Here is a 16,995-nt window from a genome sequence, read left to right on the forward strand (position 1 = left end):
AACTATATGCCGGGAGTCAAGATGGCCGAGCTTGCGCTGATCGACGACATTCGCGCCGCCTCGCGGTTGATGGTGCGCGAGCTCGGCTTCATGGATGCGACGGTGGCGGCCTCGGACTATCCGCCCTCGGCCGTGCACACGATCCTGGAGATCGGCATCCGCGGCCCGATGACCTCAGGCGAGCTCGGCGATTTCCTGCGCCTGGAGAAATCCAGCGTCAGCCGCCTGGTGCGCAAGCTGATCGATTGCGGCGAGCTCAGGGAGACGCCGGACGAGCTTGATGCACGCAGCAAGCGGCTGTCGCTGACGGCGAAGGGCCGGCGCACGCTGGAGGCGCTGCACGCGTTCGGCCGGCAGCAGGTGCGCGGCGCGCTAGCGGCGCTGACGGAAGCGGAACAGCGCAGCGTGCGCGAGGGAATGATGCTCTATGCGCGGGCGCTGCGGGCGAGCCGCGTGGGGGATGAGGCGGAAGCAGCTGAGTGATGCAACGTAGCGCAGCGATATCCGGGCTACATCTACTCCGTCATTCCGGGGCGATGCGCAGCATCGAACCCGGTATCTCGAGATCCCGGGTTCGGTCCTACGGACCGCCCCGGGATGACCTAAAGGTCACTTCCCGAACTCCTCCCGCATCCTGGCCTGGATCTTGGCCATGCCGCCGATCCAGCGATCATAATTCTCGGTCTTCTTGCGCATGTAGCCGAGCACCTGCGGATGCGGCAGGATCAGGAACGTCTCCTGCTCGAGGCCGGCGAGCACGTCTTTCGCCACCTGCTCCGGCGTGAGATCGCCGTCGCCGGATTGCGGGCCCTTCGGGATCGAGCGCAGCATGTTGGTGTCGACACCCTGCGGGCAGAGGATCGAGACCTTGATGTTGTCGGCCTTGTGCGAGATCGCGAGATTCTCGGCAAAGCCGACCGCGGCGTGCTTGGTGGTGGAATAAGCGGGGCTGCCGACCTGGGACAGCAGGCCCGCGGCCGAGATCGTGTTGAGGAAATAGCCGCCGCCGCGCGCCTTCATGCGCGGGATCAGATGCCGCGCCGCATAAACATGAGCCATGACGTGGATCGCCCAGCTGCGCTGCCACGGCTCGTCGGAGGCTCCGCCAGCATTGACCGACATCGGATCGAAGCCGCCGCCGATGCCGGCATTGGAGCAGAACAGGGCGATGGGGCCGAACTGCCGCTCGGTCTCCTCGATGACGTGCGAGATGTCTTTCTCCTGCGCGACATCGCATTTGAAGGCCGCGCCATCCACCATGGCCGCGACCGCCCGCGCATTGGCGGCGTCCATATCCGCGACGACGACCTTGGCTGCGCCCGCATTGTAAAACGCCTCGCACAGCGCCTTGCCGATGCCGTTTGCGCCGCCCGTGACGACCACCACCTTGCCGGTCACCTGCATGCGACGTCTCCTCTTGTCTTATACCGCTTCTTGGAAGACCCCTTGGGCCTTGCTCAGCTCAACATGAGGTCGAGCACCGCGGTATAATGGCACGCCGCGCCGGCCAACACAAAGCCGTGCCAGATCGCATTCTGGAAACGCAGCCGCCGCCAGGCATGGAAGATCACGCCAAAGCTGTAGAGCAGCCCGCCCGCAAGGATGAAGCCCAGCACCAGCGCGGGCAGCGCCCGGACCACGGCGTCGTAGAGCATCACGCCGCTCCAGCCCATCGCGAGATAGATGCCGACCGAGACGCGGTCGAACCGGCCGGGGTAGAAGAGCTTCAGCACAATGCCGAGGATGGCGACGCACCAGACGCCCGCGAGCAGCACCAGCGCGAATCCGCTGTCCTTCACCTCGATGATGAACGGCGTATAGGTCGCCGCGATCAGCAGATAGATCGCGGAGTGGTCGAACCGCCGCAGCAGCCATTTGGCCGGCGACACCGGCCAGAGATTATAGGTCGCCGACAGCACCAGCATCGAGAGCAGGCCGGCGACGTAGATCAAGACGCCGACGATATCGATCGTACTGGCATAGACCACCGTCAGCACCACCAGCACGGTCGCGGCGATGATGCCGAAGAGGACGCCGATCGCGTGGATGACGCCGTCAGCGATCAGCTCGGCGCGATCGTAATTCCAGCCGATCACGTCGGCTGCGGCGTGGACGGAGCTGGATGCGAACTCTTTCAGTTGGAAGACGGTCATGGCAATCCGCAAGATGAGGCAATGTCCTCTTGTATGGGTCTTTCGGGATCGGCGCGTCGTTCAAACGGCTGATTTTCCGACAAAGACGGTGGAAGTATGGAGCTTGATTTTCTTCACGCAATTGCCACTTTTGTGATCGGTCACACAGTCCCGCCGCCCCCGATCCATTAACGTTCATATGGCATTCAGTTTCCAGGATATGGTCGAAGAAGCGCGCTTGTCCGCGCAGGCGCTGATCGACTATGGCGAGCACTTCTTCAACCCGACTGTGCGGTTAGGCGTTACCGGCCTGTCGCGGGCCGGCAAGACCGTGTTCATCACCGCGCTGATCCACGGCCTCACCCGCGGCGGCCGGTTTCCGGTGTTCGACGCTTACGCCTCGGGCCGCATCGCGCGCGCGCATCTGGCGCCGCAGCCCGACGATGCCGTGCCGCGGTTTGCCTATGAGAGCCATCTGCGCGCACTGATCGAGGAGCGACGCTGGCCGAACTCGACCGTCGACATCAGCGAGCTCAGGCTCGTCATCGACTATCAGCGCCCGAACGGCGCCGACCGCACGCTGACGCTCGACATCGTGGACTATCCCGGCGAGTGGCTGCTCGACCTGCCGCTGCTGCAGAAGACTTTTGAGCAATGGTCGGCGGAGAGCCTGGCCTTGTCGCGCGAGGCGCCGCGCGCGCATCTCGCCAGCGAATGGCACGCGCATCTGGCAACGCTCAAGCCCGGCGCGCGCGAGGACGAGCAGGCGACGCTGACGGCCGCAAAACTCTTCACTGATTATTTGCGCGCCTGCCGCGATGAGCGCTTTGCGATGAGCCTGTTGCCGCCCGGCCGCTTCCTGATGCCCGGCAATCTCGCAGGCTCCCCGGCACTGACCTTCGCGCCGCTCGACGTGCCCATCGGCGGCCAGGCGCCGGACGGATCGCTGTGGGCGATGATGGTGCGCCGCTTCGAGGCCTACAAGGACGTCGTGGTGCGGCCGTTCTTCCGGGATCATTTTGCCCGGCTCGATCGCCAGATCGTGCTGGCCGACGCACTGTCCGCGTTCAACTCCGGACCCGAGGCGCTGCACGATCTCGAAGCAGCCCTCGCCGGCATTCTCGATTGCTTCAACATCGGCCGCAGCACGATCCTCTCCAGCCTGTTCCGTCCGCGCATCGATCGCATCCTGTTTGCAGCGACCAAGGCCGACCATCTGCACCATTCCAGCCACGACCGGCTCGAGGCCGTATTGCGCCGCGCCGTCTCGGGCGCCGTTGCGCGCGCGGAAAACACCGGCGCCGCGATCGACGTGGTGGCGCTTGCCGCGGTGCGTGCCACAAGAGAAGCTCAAGTCGCGCGCGGCCGCGACAAATTGCCGTCGATCCTGGGAACACCGGCCGCGGGCGAGAGCGCCGGCGGTGAATTCTTCGACGGCAACACGGAGGTTGCGACCTTCCCGGGCGACCTGCCGCTGGATCCCGAGCCACTATTCAACGGCAATGCCGCGTTCCGCGGCCTCGCAACCGAGACCGCCGGGACAAGCGATTTCCGTTTCCTGCGCTTCCGCCCGCCCACACTCGACCGCGAGGGCACCGAGCCGCCGACGCTGCCTCACATTCGCCTCGACCGTGCCTTGCAGTTCCTGATCGGAGACAAGCTCGCATGAACGACCGATCGAAGCCACGGCGGCCGGCAACGTTCCGGCTCGACGATCCCGGCGTCGTCGTCACCGAAGCCGACGAGACCAGCCGGCTCAGCCGCGCCACCATCCAGATCACGCCGGAGCCTGATCCGGCGATGCTGCCGGTGCCGATCGAGGCCGCGCGGCCGGCGCGGCGCGGATTTCCCTGGGGTACGCTGTTCTGGTCAGGCCTCGCCGGGCTGACGCTGCTCGGCACCGGGCTCGGCGTGGTGCATCTGATCGAGGACCTGTTCGCGCGCAGCGAAAGCCTCGGCTATGTCGGTCTCGCCTTCGCGCTCGTCACCGCCCTTGCGCTCGCGGTGGTGATCGGCCGCGAGGCATTCGGTCTGGCGCGGCTGGCGACGATCGAGCAGCTGCATGCGCGCGCCGCCGCTGTGCTCGCCAGCGACGACCGCAAGGAAAGCCGGGTCATCGTGCAGGATCTGCTCAAGATCGCGCACCAGAACCCGCAGCTCGCACGCGCCCGCGCGACGCTGGAGAGCCACACCGGCGAGATCATCGACGGCGCCGACATGATCCGGCTCGCCGAACGCGAGTTGATGTCGCCGCTGGATGTGGAGGCGCGGCGTCTGGTGTCGTCAGCCGCGCAAAAGGTTTCGATCGTGACCGCGGTGAGCCCGCGCGCGGCGATCGACGTGCTGTTCGTGTTCGTCGCCGCGCTGCGCCTGATCCGCCAGCTCGCTTATCTCTATGGCGGCCGCCCCGGCGCGCTCGGCATGATCCGCCTGCTCCGCCACGTCATCGCCCATCTCGCCATCACCGGGGGCATGGCCGCGAGCGACAGCCTGGTGCAGCAGATGCTCGGCCACGGCATCGCGGCAAAGCTGTCACAGCGGCTCGGCGAAGGCGTGCTGAACGGATTGCTGACGGCACGGCTTGGCCTCGCCGCGATCGACGTCACGCGCCCGCTGCCGTTTGCCGCACTGCCGCCGCCGAAGCTGTCGGATTTGGCGACGGATCTGCTGCGGAAGAAGGATGAGGAGGAGTAGTGGCAAGACTGGTGAGGAGGCTCTCTCCGCGAGACCGGAATCGTAGGGTGGGCAAAGGCGCACTTGCGCCGTGCCCACCATCGCTCTCGATCGCAAAAAATGCGTGGGCACGCTTCGCTTTGCCCACCCTACGATATTGCCCGTGTGGCGAGATCTCACCCCACTCGCGTTGCGCACACTCGCTTTTCAAATTCCCCCGCCAGCACGCGCCACTGGAACAGCGGCGAATCCTTCGGCGGCGACAGCTCGGGGGTCCAGCCGGTGAGCCTTTCGATCACATAGGTGTCCGCGAGAACGCCGCGCCAGCGGCGTTCGACCCGGCCGAGCGGCTCGCGCTTGGCGGGGATGTTCTCCCACAGCGATGCGCGATCGTCGGGCTCGCGCCCGACATAGATGCCCGCATGCCCCTTGATCCGGTCCAGGCCGGGATCGCGGAAATCCTGGAAGCGGCCGCGCTCGTTGATCTCGATGACGGGCACGCGGCCCCGGAACAGCCAGCGCATCATGGCATAGGTGCGGTAATCCGTGGTCGCGATCCAGGTCGCGCCGGTTTCGTCGAGCGCGGCCTGCGCGCGCGCGGCGACCTGCTCGTAGCCGGCTTCCGCGCCGATCGGATCGATCTTGCCAAGCAGATTCCAGGGCGCGGCAACGTAATAGAGGAACACGATCACGACGAAGGCGATGCCGGAGACGACGGCAGTCTTGGCCCAGAACAGCGATGACCTCAGCATGCGTGCCGACCAGCCCTCCTTCGCCATCGTCGCGAGGTTCACGGCCGCGGCGGCGAATCCGACCGGCCACATGAACATCGGCCAGGTGTCGCCGACCCTGAGCGTCGTCGACTTAAAGAGGAAATAGGCGAACGGCACCAGCACCGCCGTCGACAAGAGGATTCCAACGGGCTCGCGCGTGCGATAGCCTCGCCATGCCGTCAGCACCAACCCGGTCAGCACTACCGGCAGCATGACGAAGCCGACCAGGCCGAATTGCAGGCCGATAAAGTCGCCGATGGTCCGCAGCGAGATGCCGTAATTGGCGGTGGCGCGCACGCCCTGGAAACGAAACGAGGCCCAATCGTGCTGCGCGTTCCAGACCAGCACCGGCGAGAACACGGCGATTGCGACCAGCACCGCGAGATAAGGGTAAGGATTGCGCAGCCAGCGCCAGCGCCAGTCCGGCACCAGCAGAAAGGCGGCAACCGCGGGGGCGAACATGATGGCGGTGAACTTCGACAGCATCGAGAGGCCGGCGAGCAGACCGGCCGCAAGCCACCAGCGTTCGTCGCCGCTTTGCACGACCCGCACCAGCGACCACATCATTGCCACCGCAAACGGGATCATGGCGACATCGGGCGCGACCTTGGCCATCAGCAGACCATAATAGAGCGCAGCTTCCGGCATCAGCACCACAAACACGACGGCGCGCACATCATGGGTGAGGCGGCGGACGATGTCGGCGAGCAGACACTGCGTCACCAGCATCGAGACGATGCCGCCGAAACGGACCCCGAGCGTGGTATCGCCGAAGATCGCGGTTCCGAAACGGATCAGCCAGGCGATGCCCGGGGGGTGATCGAGGAAGCTGAGCGCGCCCTCCTTCGACCAGGTCCAGTAATAGGCCTCGTCGGTGCGCAGCTCGATCGCGGAGGCGTAGACGATGCGCAGCAGCGTCATCGCGGCGATGATCGCTACGGCAAAAAGGATGAGACGGCGTTCGGCGCCGTCTGGCTTCACAGAGATGTCGGGAGCGATCGTCACGGCCGCGCTTTTCCCCAACTTGGGAGGGGGAGTCAATGTGGGGGGATAGTGCCGCATATACCGCCGTCGTCCCGGGCAAGCGAAGCGCCGACCCGGGACCCATAACCACAGGGAGGAGTTTGGCGAAGATTCGGAGTTGCCAGCCCGCCACAAACCACTCCCTGGGGCTATGGTCCCGGATCGGCGCGCGCCTGAGGGCGCGCTTGTCCGGGACGACAGCGGAGTGTGGCTCCCTTACCGCGCATGTGATCCCACAGCCTGTCCACGTCGGGAATTAAACGCTACGCTGGCTGTTCTCCTTCATGAACTGATACAACCGAATCATGGCCACCGCTGCTGCATCCATCTCCGAACTCGTCCGCGGGACCAGCGTGCGGCAGGTTCGGCTCGTCTGCGGCGTGATCCTGTTCTGTTATGTGATCAGCCATTTCCTCAACCATGCGCTCGGCAATATTTCGGTCGAGGCCATGGAGGCCGGGGTCTACTACCACACCGTCTTCTGGCAGTTCCTCCCCGTCTCGATCGTGTTCTACACCGCCGCGCTCACGCATATGGGGCTCGGCATCTACGCGCTGTATCAGCGCCGGCAGTTCCGCTGGCGAACGATCGAGCCGCTGCAGCTCGTGCTGGGCCTCAGCATCCCCGCGCTGATCATGGCACACGTGGTCGGGGTGCGGCTCGGCTACACGCTATACGATCACCAGAAGCTCTATCCGCAGGAGCTCTATCTGTTCTTCGTCGCGGCGCCGGGACGGCTCTGGCAGATGACTATCCTGCTGCTCATCGCCTGGGTGCACGGCTGCATCGGAATTTATTTCTGGCTCCGCCTCAAGCCGTTCTTCACGCGCGCGGCACCCTATCTGCTCGCCGCCGCGGTGCTGGTCCCGACATTGTCGCTGCTCGGCATCTACCAGGGCGGCCGCAGCGTCGCGATCGAGGCCGATGACGGGGAATGGCGCACGCATAATCTCACGCGACGCCAGGTCGGCACGGTCGCGGAAGGCAACACGCTCGATCGCATCACCGGCGCCTTCACCATCACCTATTTTGGGCTGCTTGGCCTGGCGCTGGCCGCACGCGGCGTGCGGGCCTGGCGCGAGCGGCGCGGCGGCATGATCGCGCTGTCCTACGGCAACGGCAGGACGGTGCGGGTTCCCAAGGGCCTCTCCGTGCTGGAAGCGAGCCTGCGCCATAATCTGCCGCATGCCAGCGTCTGCGGCGGCCGCGCCCGCTGCTCGACCTGCCGCATCCGCGTCATCGGCGATCATGGCGTCCTGCCCGAGCCGTCGCAGCGCGAGGCCTTCGTGCTGACCCGCGTCGGCACCAACGACCCCTCGATCAGGCTGGCCTGCCAGCTGCGGCCGACGTCAGATCTCTCCTTCTTCCAGCTGTTCACCCCGCAAACGTCGTCGGCCAACGCGCAGGCCTCGGCGCCGGCGAGGATCGGCCAGGAGCGCTATCTCGTCAGCCTGTTCGTGGACATGCGCGGCTCGACCCAGCTCGCCGAGAAGCGGCTGCCGTTCGACACCGTCTTCATCGTCAACCGCTTCCTCGGCGCGGTCTCGCAGGCCGTGATCGAGAATGGCGGCCAGCCGAACCAGTTCGTCGGCGACGGCATGCTGGCGCTGTTCGGGCTCACGGCCGATCCGCAAACCGCCTGCCGGCAGGCGCTGAAGGCTGCCAGCGGCATCGCCACGCATATCGACGAACTGAACCAGCTGTTGAGCCACGATCTTCGCCAGCCGATCCGCTTCGGCATCGGAATTCACGGCGGCGAGGTCATCATCGGCGACATCGGCTATCGCGATCACATCGTCTTCACGGCGCTGGGCGATGCCGTCAACGTCGCCGCCCGCCTGCAGGACATGACCAAGACGCTGGCCTGCGAGGCGATCGTCTCGGACGAAATCCGCCGCACCGCGGGCCTCGCCGACGATACACTGCCGCAACAGGAGGTCGCGATCCGCGGCCGCGACGAGCCGATGGCCGTGCGCGTCGTCGCGGATGCGCGGGAGCTGGCGGAGCTGGTCGATCGAACCGAGCGCGTCGCGGCGTAAGGCGTGCCACACGAGCGGTGCGCTCCCTCTCCCGCAAGCGGGAGAGGTGCAGCGAGCGCGCGGCGGCATTGAGTCAAGCAACCAACGTCGTCCCCACGTAACACCGGCGTGCTGCAACGCAGCGGCATGGGCCTGCTGCGAAAGCACGAATTGACTTCGTTCAAATCGTTGCGACAGATGAGCGCGGCTCGCGGTGATGACCGCGAGCCAACGAAAAGCTCCGGGAGGGGACCAGATGTTCGATCGACGCGACCTGCTCAAAGGAGCGGGGCTTGCCACACTCGCGGCCACACTCAATTCCACCAAGGCGCTGGCACTCGATATCGTGACCCTGCCCTTCGCCAATGGCGAACGGCCGCTGGTGAAATACCCGCAGAAGCGAGCGATGATTGGGCTAACCAGCCGGCCGCCGCAGCTCGAGACGCCGTTTGCGATCTTCAACGACGGTCCGATCACGCCGAACAATGCGTTCTTCGTGCGCTATCACCTCTCCGACCTGCCCTACAATCTCGACCCCGACAAGTTCACGCTCGAGGTCAAGGGCAAGGTCGACAAGCCGCTGAAACTTTCACTGAAAGACATCAGGAAGATGAAGGCGACCGAGATCGTCGCCGTCAACCAGTGCTCCGGCAACAGCCGCGGCTTCTTCGAGCCGCGCGTCGCCGGCGGCCAGCTCGCCAACGGCGCCATGGGCAATGCACGCTGGCGCGGCGTGCCGCTGAAGGCGGTGCTGGAGATGGCCGGCGTGCAGAGCGGCGCCAAGCAGGTCACCTTCAACGGCATGGACGGGCCAGTCAGCGACAAGACGCCTGACTTCGTCAAGGCACTCGATGTCGCTCACGCCACCGACGGCGAGGTGATGCTGGCCTATGGCATGAACGGTGAGGACCTGCCATTCCTCAACGGCTTCCCGCTGCGCCTGATCGTGCCCGGCTATTACGGCACCTACTGGGTCAAGCACCTCAACGAGATCACCGTCATCGACAACGTCTATGACGGCTTCTGGATGAAGTCGGCCTATCGCATTCCCGATACTCCGAACAATTCGGTCGAGCCCGGCACCGCGCCGAAGGCAACGATCCCGATCAACCGCTTCACCATCCGTTCCTTCATCACCAACGTGCCTGATGGCGCCAAGCTGAAGGCGGGACGCACGACGCTGCGCGGCATCGCTTTCGACGGCGGCAAAGGCATCAAGCAGGTCGAAATCTCCACCGACGGCGGCAAGACCTGGACGAGCGCCAAGCTCGGCAAGGATCTCGGCAAATACTCCTTCCGCGAATGGATGCTGCCGGTGAAGCTTGCTTCCGGCCAGTTCGAGCTGAAGGTGCGTGCCACCGGCAATGGCGGCGAGACGCAGCCGGATACGCCGCGCTGGAACCCGGCGGGTTATCTACGCAACGTCGTCGAAACCGTCCGCGTCACCGTGGCCTGAGGGAGAATGATCATGCAGCGCACCGTTCTCCTCGCCGCCTCCCTCGCCCTCACCACCGGACTGACGGCCGTGACCGCGGCGCCCGTCAACTATCAGCTTCCGGACGAGGTCGCCGCCTTCAAGGCGGGGCCCAATCTCGAGGTCGTCCAGGGCAATTGCAGCGCCTGCCACTCGGCCGACTACGTCAAGACGCAGCCGCCGATGAAAGACAAGAAAGGCTTCTGGCAGGCCGAGGTGACCAAGATGATCAAGGTCTATGGAGCACCGATCGACGATGCCGATGTCGGCAAGATCGTTGATTATCTGGCCGCGACGTATTGACGGACAGCGCGCAGCACGCGGGCCATTTGACCGCGAAACGGGCAAAACCGGCAAAAACGCCGCGAAGTTGAGCGGAATTCGGCGAAAGGCCGATGTGGTTTGAGCTACCAAGCCGGCCACATTCCGCGTATCCTGTTAGGACCGAACCGGCCGGTTGGCGGGGACTGGCGGTTCGAGATCTCGGAGGAAGACCCGCGGAGAAGTCGTGATGGCTAAAGGTACGGTCAAGTGGTTCAACCCGACGAAGGGTTATGGATTTATCCAGCCTGCGTCGGGCGGCAAGGATGTGTTCGTGCATATCTCGGCAGTGCAGAAAGCCGGTCTGTCGTCCCTGAACGAAGGACAGACGGTGGAATACGAAGAGATCGCAAACCGGGGCAAGACCTCCGCAGAGAACCTCAAAGTATAAGCCCGCCAGCTTTTGCTGCCTCCCGGACCCTTCCGGGAGCCGGGCCAAGAAAATTTTAGAAGACGGCCAGTGCATTCGACGACAGGCGTTGCGACTGCACACGGAGAGCTATTTTCCCGCGAGGACCGCTCGTTCAACGCCTTAGCAATGACAATCGCGACGGCACATCGTCAGCCCACCGGTAACGGTGCGTCGCGCTTGATCTCCTCCATCACCGCATAGGTCCGCGTCTCGCGCACGCCCGGCATCGACAGCAGGGTCTCGCCGAGGAAGCGTCGATACGCCGCCATGTCCGCGAGCCGCGCCTTCACAAGATAGTCGAAGCCGCCGGCAACCATGTGACACTCCAGAACTTCAGGCGCGAGTTTCACCGCGCGCGCAAAACGTTCGAAATTGTCCGGCGTGGTCTTGTCGAGCAGCACCTCGACGAACACCAACAAACCGAGGCCGAGCCGGTGCGGGTTGAGCCGCGCGCCATAGCCTTCGACAAAGCCCTCCCGCTGCAAGCGCTTCAGCCGCTCGCCGATCGAGGTTGGCGACAACCCGATGCGCTCGGCGAGTTCGACATTGGCGATGCGCCCATCCTCCTGCAAAATCGAGAGGATCTTCCGGTCGATTCGATCGAGTTCCATGGTTTATCAGGCCAATCTGCTTTTGGTCTTCATTTTCTAAGGCAAATCGGCTAGATTGTCTATCGAACTACGGTCACGCGGGCCTTATCCTGGATTTTCGCCACAGGACACGCCATGCCGAACATCCCGCCGCCCTTCACCGCCCCCTACGCGCCCGATGATGCCGAGATCGCCGCGCGCCTGTTGCCGACATCGCATCTGTCCCCGCCGCAGGAGGCCCGGATCGACCGCACCGCGACGCGGCTGATCGAGGCGATCCGCAAGCGCGACGACCGTCTTGGCGGGGTCGAGGACATGCTGCGGGAGTTCGCGCTCTCAACCAAGGAGGGGCTGGCACTGATGGTGCTGGCCGAGGCGCTGCTGCGCGTGCCGGATGCGCGCACCGCCGACCAGTTCATCGAGGACAAGCTCGGCGAAGGCGACTTCATCCACCACGAGACCAAGTCCACCGCCTTCCTGGTCAACGCCTCGGCCTGGGCGCTCGGCCTGTCGGCGCGGGTGATCCAGCCCGGAGAGACGCCCGACGGCACCATCGGCCGTCTGGTGAAGCGCCTGGGAGCACCTGCGGTGCGCACCGCCACGCGTCAGGCGATGCGGCTGATGGGCAACCATTTCGTGCTGGGGGAAACCATCGAGCAGGCGCTGGAGCGGGGCAAGCCGCGCTCCGGTGAGAGGCCGCGCTATTCCTTCGACATGCTCGGCGAAGGCGCGCGCACGGCCGCCGATGCCAAGCGTTATTTCGATGCCTATGCCAGGGCGATCGAGACCATCGGCAAGGCTGCGGGCAGCAATCCCCTGCCCGACCGGCCCGGCATCTCGGTCAAGCTCTCGGCGCTGCATCCGCGCTTCGAGGCGATCAGCCGCGAGCGCGTGATGGCCGAGCTGGTGCCGCTGCTGCTCGATCTCGCGCAGCGCGCCAAGGCGCATAACCTCAACTTCACCGTCGATGCCGAGGAAGCCGACCGGCTGGAGCTGTCACTCGAAATGATCGCGGCAACGCTCGCCGATCCCTCGCTGGCCGGCTGGGACGGATTTGGCCTCGCAATCCAGGCCTATCAGAAGCGCGCCAGCGCGGTGATCGATTACGTCGACGCGCTCGCGCGCGCGCATGACCGCAAGCTGATGGTCCGCCTCGTCAAGGGTGCCTATTGGGACACCGAGATCAAGCGCGCGCAGGAACGCGGGCTCGACGGCTATCCCGTGTTCACGCGCAAGGCGATGACCGATCTGAACTACGTCGCCTGTGCGACGAAGCTTTTGAGTCTTCGGCCGCGCATCTTCCCGCAATTCGCCACCCACAACGCGCTGACCGTCGCGACCGTGCTGGAGCTCGCCGGAAAGAGCGGCGGGTTCGAATTCCAGCGCCTACACGGCATGGGCGAAGCGCTCTACGAGCAGCTCGCCAAGGACCACCCCAAGATCGCCTACCGGACCTATGCCCCGGTCGGCAGCCATCGCGACCTGCTCGCCTATCTGGTGCGGCGCCTCCTGGAGAACGGCGCCAACTCGTCGTTCGTGGCGCAGGCCGCCGATTATCGCGTTCCGGTGCCGGCGCTGTTGCAGCGTCCGGCGGATGCCATTGTCCGGCCGCAAGCGGCGGCGCATCCCAAAATCCCGTTGCCTGGTGATCTCTACGCGCCGGAGCGGCGCAATTCGCGCGGCGTCGAGTTCGGCGCACGCGTCGCGCTCGATCATTTGCTCGCTGACGTCAAAGCCGAGGCGACCGATCTCGAGCCGATTGCGGATGCCACTCCGGATCAAGCCAATGCGGCGGTGGCCGCGGTACGCGCCGGCTTCGCCGCCTGGACCCGGGCACCGGCGACCACGCGCGCGGCGGCGCTGGAGCAGGCCGCGCATCTCCTGGAGAGCCGCAGCGCCCGCTTCATCGCGCTGCTGCAAATCGAGGGCGGCAAGACGCTCGACGACGCGCTGTCGGAGCTGCGCGAGGCCGCCGATTTCTGCCGCTATTATGCTGCGCAAGGCCGCAAGCTGTTTGGCGTTGATGCGGCAATGCCAGGCCCGACCGGCGAAAGCAACGCGCTCGCGATGCGCGGCCGCGGCGTCTTCGTCGCGATCTCGCCGTGGAATTTTCCGCTGGCGATTTTCCTCGGCCAGGTCACGGCGGCGCTGATGGCCGGCAATAGCGTGGTGGCAAAACCGGCCGAGCAGACCCCGCGCATCGGACGCGAGGCCGTGGCCCTGCTGCACGAGGCCGGCATCCCGAAAGATGCGCTGCATCTCGTTGTCGGCGACGGCCGTATCGGTGCCGCCCTGACCGCGCACGCTGATATCGCGGGCGTCGTCTTCACCGGCTCGACCGAGGTCGCCCGTAACATCAACCGGACGCTCGCCGCCAAGGATGGGCCGATCGTGCCGCTGATCGCGGAGACCGGCGGCATCAATGCCATGATCGCGGATGCCACCGCGCTGCCCGAGCAGGTCGCAGACGACGTCGTGACCTCCGCGTTCCGCTCCGCCGGCCAACGATGCTCCGCGCTGCGGCTGCTGTTCGTGCAGGAAGACGTCGCCGACCGCATGATCGAGATGATCGCGGGCGCGGCACGCGAGTTGAAGATCGGCGATCCCCGTGACCTCGCGACCCATGTCGGCCCGGTGATCGACCTGGAGGCCAAGCAGCGGCTGGACGCCCATATCGCGCGGATGAAGAGTGAGGCAAAACTGCACTTTGCCGGCACGGCGCCGCAAGGCTGCTTCGTCGCGCCGCATATCTTCGAGCTCAGGGACGCCGGCCAGCTCACCGAGGAAGTGTTCGGCCCGATCCTGCACGTCGTGCGCTATCGCGCCGAAAACCTCGAACGCGTGCTGCGGGCGATCGAGCGCACCGGCTACGGCCTCACCCTCGGCGTCCATTCCCGCATCGACGACACCATCGAAGCCATCATCGATCGCGTGCAGGTCGGCAACATCTACGTCAACCGCAACATGATCGGCGCCGTGGTCGGCGTGCAGCCGTTCGGCGGCAACGGCCTGTCCGGAACCGGCCCCAAGGCCGGCGGCCCGCACTACCTCGCGCGCTTCGCGAGCGAGCAGACCGTGACGATCAATACGGCCGCAGCCGGCGGCAACGCGGCGTTGCTTGCGGGGGAGGAGTGAGCGGCAAGTCCGGATTCGGATCTCACAGCATCGCAATATCAGTTCCGTCATCCTGAGGCGCGAGACATGGGACGCAACGCGTTCCATGGGGAGCCTCGAAGGATGAACGGCCCCGATGTAGCCGGGCCGTCGCCCTTCGAGGGCCGCTGAAGAAGCGGCCACATCAAGGTGACGGGGATGGAATTCGCGCCCACCGGACGTACGCCGACCGCCGCAATGGGCCCTGCGCCGAGCGCCGTTGCGTCCCGGCAAAACATCAGTCTAATTGCTCCATCACTGCCCGCGCCAATTCCAGCGCGCGGGAAACGACAAGAGCGAGGGAGCAACGCCGCGATGGAAAAAGGCATCTTTTCGGGCCTGAAGGTTCTGGACTGCGCGAGCTTCATCGCAGCGCCCGCGGCCGCGACCGTGCTGTCGGATTTCGGCGCCGACGTCATCAAGATCGAGCCGCCCGGCGCCGGGGATCCCTACCGCAACCTGCCGAACCTGCCGGGCTACCCGACCGGCGAGCACAATTTCGCCTGGCTGCTGGAGGCCCGCAACAAGAAGAGCATCGCGCTCGACCTTGCCAAGCCGGAGGCGCAGGCCGTGCTCTACAAGCTGGTGGAAGAGGCCGATGTCTTCATCACCAACATGCCGCCGCCGGTGCGCGCCAAGCTCGGCATCACCCATGATCACCTCGCCCATCTCAACGACCGGCTGATCTACGCCTCCTTCACCGGCTATGGCGAGAAGGGCGAGGAGGCCAACAAGCCCGGCTTCGACAGCAACGCCTATTGGGCGCGCTCCGGCCTGATGGACCTGGTCCGTGCCGACACTGACACCACGCCGGCCCGCTCGGTCGCCGGCATGGGCGACCACCCCTGCGCGATGGCGTTCTACGGCGCCATCGTCACCGCGCTCTATCAGCGCGAGAAGACCGGCAAGGGCTCGCACGTCGCCTCCAATCTGATGGCGAACGGCGTGTGGGCCGCGAGCGTGCTGGCGCAGGCAAAACTCTGCGGCGCCAAGTTCGGCGAGCGGCGTCCGCGCGAGCGTGCGCTGAACGCAGTCGCCAACCACTATCAATGCAAGGACGGCCGCTGGCTGATCCTGTCGCTGCTGAGCGAGGAGAAGCAGTTTCCAACGCTGGCGAAGTGCCTGGGGCGCGAAGACCTCATCACCGATCCGCGCTTCGCCACCAAACCCGACCGTCACGCCCGCTCGGTGGAGCTGATCAAGATCTTCGACGAAACCTTCGCGACCAGGGATCTTGCCGAATGGCGCAAGATTCTCGACGGCAACGGCCTCGTGTTCGGCGTCGTCGCCATTCTAGATGACATCCCCAACGACAAGCAGATGCTCGACAACGAGGTGCTGGTGCCGTTCGAGAACGACACTATGCTGACCATCTCCAGCCCGATCTGGATCGACGGCACCAAGAAGGTGCAGCCGCGCAAGCCGCCCGCTGTGGGCGAGCACAGTGACGAGATTTTGCGCGAGGCGGGATACGACGAGACCGCGATCAAGCAACTGCGGTCGTCGGGGGCGGTGGGCTGAGGCTGCACCACACGCTCCGCCGTCGTCCCGGGGCGCGCATAGCGCGAACCCGGGACCCATAACCCACAGGGAGCAGTTTGGCGAAGACTCGTCGTTCGGGACTTCTACCGCACTACGACCGATAGATTCCGCGGTATGGGTCCGGCGTTCGCCGGGACGACACTGAGCAAGACGCATTGCTGGATTGCTTCGCTGCGCTCGCAATGACGACGCGAGACGATGTAACTTCACCGTCAATATCCCCCTCGCGAGGTCCCATGCCCAGCTACCGCCTGCACTACTTCCCCGAATCCGGCAACAGCTACAAGCTGGCGCTGATGCTGACGCTTTGCGGCGAGAGGTTCGAGCCGGTGTGGACCGATTTCGGCGGCGGCGTCACGCGCACGGCGGAATGGCGCAAGGCCGTCAACGAGATGGGCGAAATCCCGGTGCTTGAAGTCGACGGCGTGAAGATGACGCAGACCGCGCCGCTCCTCTTGAAGCTCGCCGAGCAATATGGGCGCTTCGGCGCCGCAACGGAGGACGAAAAGTTCGAGCTGCTGCGCTGGCTGTTCTGGGACAACCACAAGCTCACCGGCTACATGGCAACCTATCGCTTCATGCGCGCCTTCACCGAGAAGAACGACCCGCAGGTGCTGAAACACTTTCGCCGCCGGCTCGAGGATTTCCTCGGCATCCTCGACGGGCATCTCCAGCACAACGAATTCGCGATCGGTGCAAAGCCGACGGTCGCGGACATCTCGATGATGGCCTATCTGCATTATCCGAGCGACGAACACGGCTTCGATTTCGCGGCGAGCCATCCCGCCATCCACGCCTGGCTCGGCCGCATGGCCGCACTGCCCGGCTGGAAGCCGGCGTATGAGCTGCTGCCGGGCAAGCGGATGACGAACTACGCGAAGTGA

The 16,995-nt window shown here is 65.3% G+C and carries 14 protein-coding genes; 10 read left to right on the forward strand and 4 right to left on the reverse strand.

Annotated elements, in window-relative coordinates; genetic code table 11:
* The first annotated feature begins 21 nt into the window (after positions 1-21).
* Positions 22-483: a MarR family winged helix-turn-helix transcriptional regulator gene (locus tag GA0061098_RS16905; protein ID WP_165637414.1), complete on the forward strand. Its 462-nt coding sequence runs from the start codon at positions 22-24 to the stop codon at positions 481-483.
* A 126-nt stretch (positions 484-609) separates the two neighbouring features.
* Here the strand turns inward: GA0061098_RS16905 and GA0061098_RS16910 are convergent, their stop codons facing one another.
* Together GA0061098_RS16910 and trhA are read right to left on the reverse strand one after the other, a co-directional pair.
* Positions 610-1,404 carry an SDR family oxidoreductase gene (locus tag GA0061098_RS16910; protein WP_091957978.1) on the reverse strand — a complete coding sequence of 265 codons (795 nt, stop codon included), beginning with the start codon at positions 1,402-1,404 and terminating at the stop codon, positions 610-612.
* A 53-nt stretch (positions 1,405-1,457) separates the two neighbouring features.
* The gene (gene trhA, locus GA0061098_RS16915; RefSeq protein WP_091957981.1) at positions 1,458-2,153 is read right to left on the reverse strand and encodes a PAQR family membrane homeostasis protein TrhA; all 696 of its coding nucleotides are present in this window, start codon (positions 2,151-2,153) and stop codon (positions 1,458-1,460) included.
* Between the two features lie 178 nt (positions 2,154-2,331).
* Between trhA and GA0061098_RS16920 the strand changes: the two genes are divergently transcribed.
* Positions 2,332-3,801: a YcjX family GTP-binding protein gene (locus GA0061098_RS16920; RefSeq protein ID WP_091957984.1), complete on the forward strand. Its 1,470-nt coding sequence runs from the start codon at positions 2,332-2,334 to the stop codon at positions 3,799-3,801.
* Positions 3,798-4,826 carry a YcjF family protein gene (locus GA0061098_RS16925; RefSeq protein WP_091957987.1) on the forward strand — a complete coding sequence of 343 codons (1,029 nt, stop codon included), beginning with the start codon at positions 3,798-3,800 and terminating at the stop codon, positions 4,824-4,826. The genes GA0061098_RS16920 and GA0061098_RS16925 overlap by 4 nt, the downstream gene beginning before the upstream one ends.
* 155 nt (positions 4,827-4,981) lie before the next feature.
* Here GA0061098_RS16925 and GA0061098_RS16930 read toward each other — a convergent pair whose 3' ends face one another.
* Positions 4,982-6,499, reverse strand: a complete 1,518-nt coding sequence (locus tag GA0061098_RS16930) for a glycosyltransferase family 39 protein (RefSeq protein ID WP_091958802.1) — start codon at positions 6,497-6,499, stop codon at positions 4,982-4,984.
* A 407-nt stretch (positions 6,500-6,906) separates the two neighbouring features.
* Here GA0061098_RS16930 and GA0061098_RS16935 point away from each other — a divergent pair, with 407 nt between their 5' ends.
* From GA0061098_RS16935 to GA0061098_RS16950, 4 genes are all read left to right on the forward strand, one after another.
* Positions 6,907-8,640: an adenylate/guanylate cyclase domain-containing protein gene (locus GA0061098_RS16935; RefSeq protein WP_091957992.1), complete on the forward strand. Its 1,734-nt coding sequence runs from the start codon at positions 6,907-6,909 to the stop codon at positions 8,638-8,640.
* Positions 8,641-8,875: 235 nt separating this feature from the next.
* Positions 8,876-10,075, forward strand: a complete 1,200-nt coding sequence (sorA, locus tag GA0061098_RS16940) for a SorA family sulfite dehydrogenase catalytic subunit (RefSeq protein WP_091957997.1) — start codon at positions 8,876-8,878, stop codon at positions 10,073-10,075.
* A gap of 12 nt (positions 10,076-10,087) precedes the next feature.
* Positions 10,088-10,396, forward strand: a complete 309-nt coding sequence (sorB, locus tag GA0061098_RS16945; protein WP_165637415.1) for a SorB family sulfite dehydrogenase c-type cytochrome subunit — start codon at positions 10,088-10,090, stop codon at positions 10,394-10,396.
* A 208-nt stretch (positions 10,397-10,604) separates the two neighbouring features.
* Complete coding sequence (locus GA0061098_RS16950; protein WP_008134691.1) at positions 10,605-10,805, forward strand: cold-shock protein; 201 nt, start codon at positions 10,605-10,607, stop codon at positions 10,803-10,805.
* Positions 10,806-10,975: 170 nt separating this feature from the next.
* Here GA0061098_RS16950 and GA0061098_RS16955 read toward each other — a convergent pair whose 3' ends face one another.
* Positions 10,976-11,437, reverse strand: coding sequence for an Lrp/AsnC ligand binding domain-containing protein (locus tag GA0061098_RS16955; RefSeq protein ID WP_018317238.1), 462 nt, complete (start codon positions 11,435-11,437; stop codon positions 10,976-10,978).
* Between the two features lie 114 nt (positions 11,438-11,551).
* Between GA0061098_RS16955 and putA the strand changes: the two genes are divergently transcribed.
* From putA to GA0061098_RS16970, 3 genes are all read left to right on the forward strand, one after another.
* Entirely contained in the window at positions 11,552-14,551 is a 3,000-nt protein-coding gene (gene putA, locus GA0061098_RS16960; protein WP_091958004.1) for a bifunctional proline dehydrogenase/L-glutamate gamma-semialdehyde dehydrogenase PutA, read from the forward strand.
* 333 nt (positions 14,552-14,884) lie between these two features.
* Positions 14,885-16,090, forward strand: coding sequence for a CaiB/BaiF CoA transferase family protein (locus tag GA0061098_RS16965; protein ID WP_091958009.1), 1,206 nt, complete (start codon positions 14,885-14,887; stop codon positions 16,088-16,090).
* Positions 16,091-16,347: 257 nt separating this feature from the next.
* Positions 16,348-16,995: a glutathione S-transferase family protein gene (locus tag GA0061098_RS16970; RefSeq protein WP_091958013.1), complete on the forward strand. Its 648-nt coding sequence runs from the start codon at positions 16,348-16,350 to the stop codon at positions 16,993-16,995.

It is taken from the genome of Bradyrhizobium shewense (assembly GCF_900094605.1).
GTDB lineage: Bacteria > Pseudomonadota > Alphaproteobacteria > Rhizobiales > Xanthobacteraceae > Bradyrhizobium > Bradyrhizobium shewense.

What these genes read in the sequence shown, in the direction of transcription:
- GA0061098_RS16905 (WP_165637414.1), top strand. Translation starts at nt 22, where the DNA reads ATGGCCGAGCTTGCGCTGATCGACGACATTCGCGCCGCCTCGCGGTTG.
- GA0061098_RS16910 (WP_091957978.1), bottom strand. Translation starts at nt 1,404, where the DNA reads ATGCAGGTGACCGGCAAGGTGGTGGTCGTCACGGGCGGCGCAAACGGC.
- trhA (WP_091957981.1), bottom strand. Translation starts at nt 2,153, where the DNA reads ATGACCGTCTTCCAACTGAAAGAGTTCGCATCCAGCTCCGTCCACGCC.
- GA0061098_RS16920 (WP_091957984.1), top strand. Translation starts at nt 2,332, where the DNA reads ATGGCATTCAGTTTCCAGGATATGGTCGAAGAAGCGCGCTTGTCCGCG.
- GA0061098_RS16925 (WP_091957987.1), top strand. Translation starts at nt 3,798, where the DNA reads ATGAACGACCGATCGAAGCCACGGCGGCCGGCAACGTTCCGGCTCGAC.
- GA0061098_RS16930 (WP_091958802.1), bottom strand. Translation starts at nt 6,499, where the DNA reads ATGACGCTGCTGCGCATCGTCTACGCCTCCGCGATCGAGCTGCGCACC.
- GA0061098_RS16935 (WP_091957992.1), top strand. Translation starts at nt 6,907, where the DNA reads ATGGCCACCGCTGCTGCATCCATCTCCGAACTCGTCCGCGGGACCAGC.
- sorA (WP_091957997.1), top strand. Translation starts at nt 8,876, where the DNA reads ATGTTCGATCGACGCGACCTGCTCAAAGGAGCGGGGCTTGCCACACTC.
- sorB (WP_165637415.1), top strand. Translation starts at nt 10,088, where the DNA reads ATGCAGCGCACCGTTCTCCTCGCCGCCTCCCTCGCCCTCACCACCGGA.
- GA0061098_RS16950 (WP_008134691.1), top strand. Translation starts at nt 10,605, where the DNA reads ATGGCTAAAGGTACGGTCAAGTGGTTCAACCCGACGAAGGGTTATGGA.
- GA0061098_RS16955 (WP_018317238.1), bottom strand. Translation starts at nt 11,437, where the DNA reads ATGGAACTCGATCGAATCGACCGGAAGATCCTCTCGATTTTGCAGGAG.
- putA (WP_091958004.1), top strand. Translation starts at nt 11,552, where the DNA reads ATGCCGAACATCCCGCCGCCCTTCACCGCCCCCTACGCGCCCGATGAT.
- GA0061098_RS16965 (WP_091958009.1), top strand. Translation starts at nt 14,885, where the DNA reads ATGGAAAAAGGCATCTTTTCGGGCCTGAAGGTTCTGGACTGCGCGAGC.
- GA0061098_RS16970 (WP_091958013.1), top strand. Translation starts at nt 16,348, where the DNA reads ATGCCCAGCTACCGCCTGCACTACTTCCCCGAATCCGGCAACAGCTAC.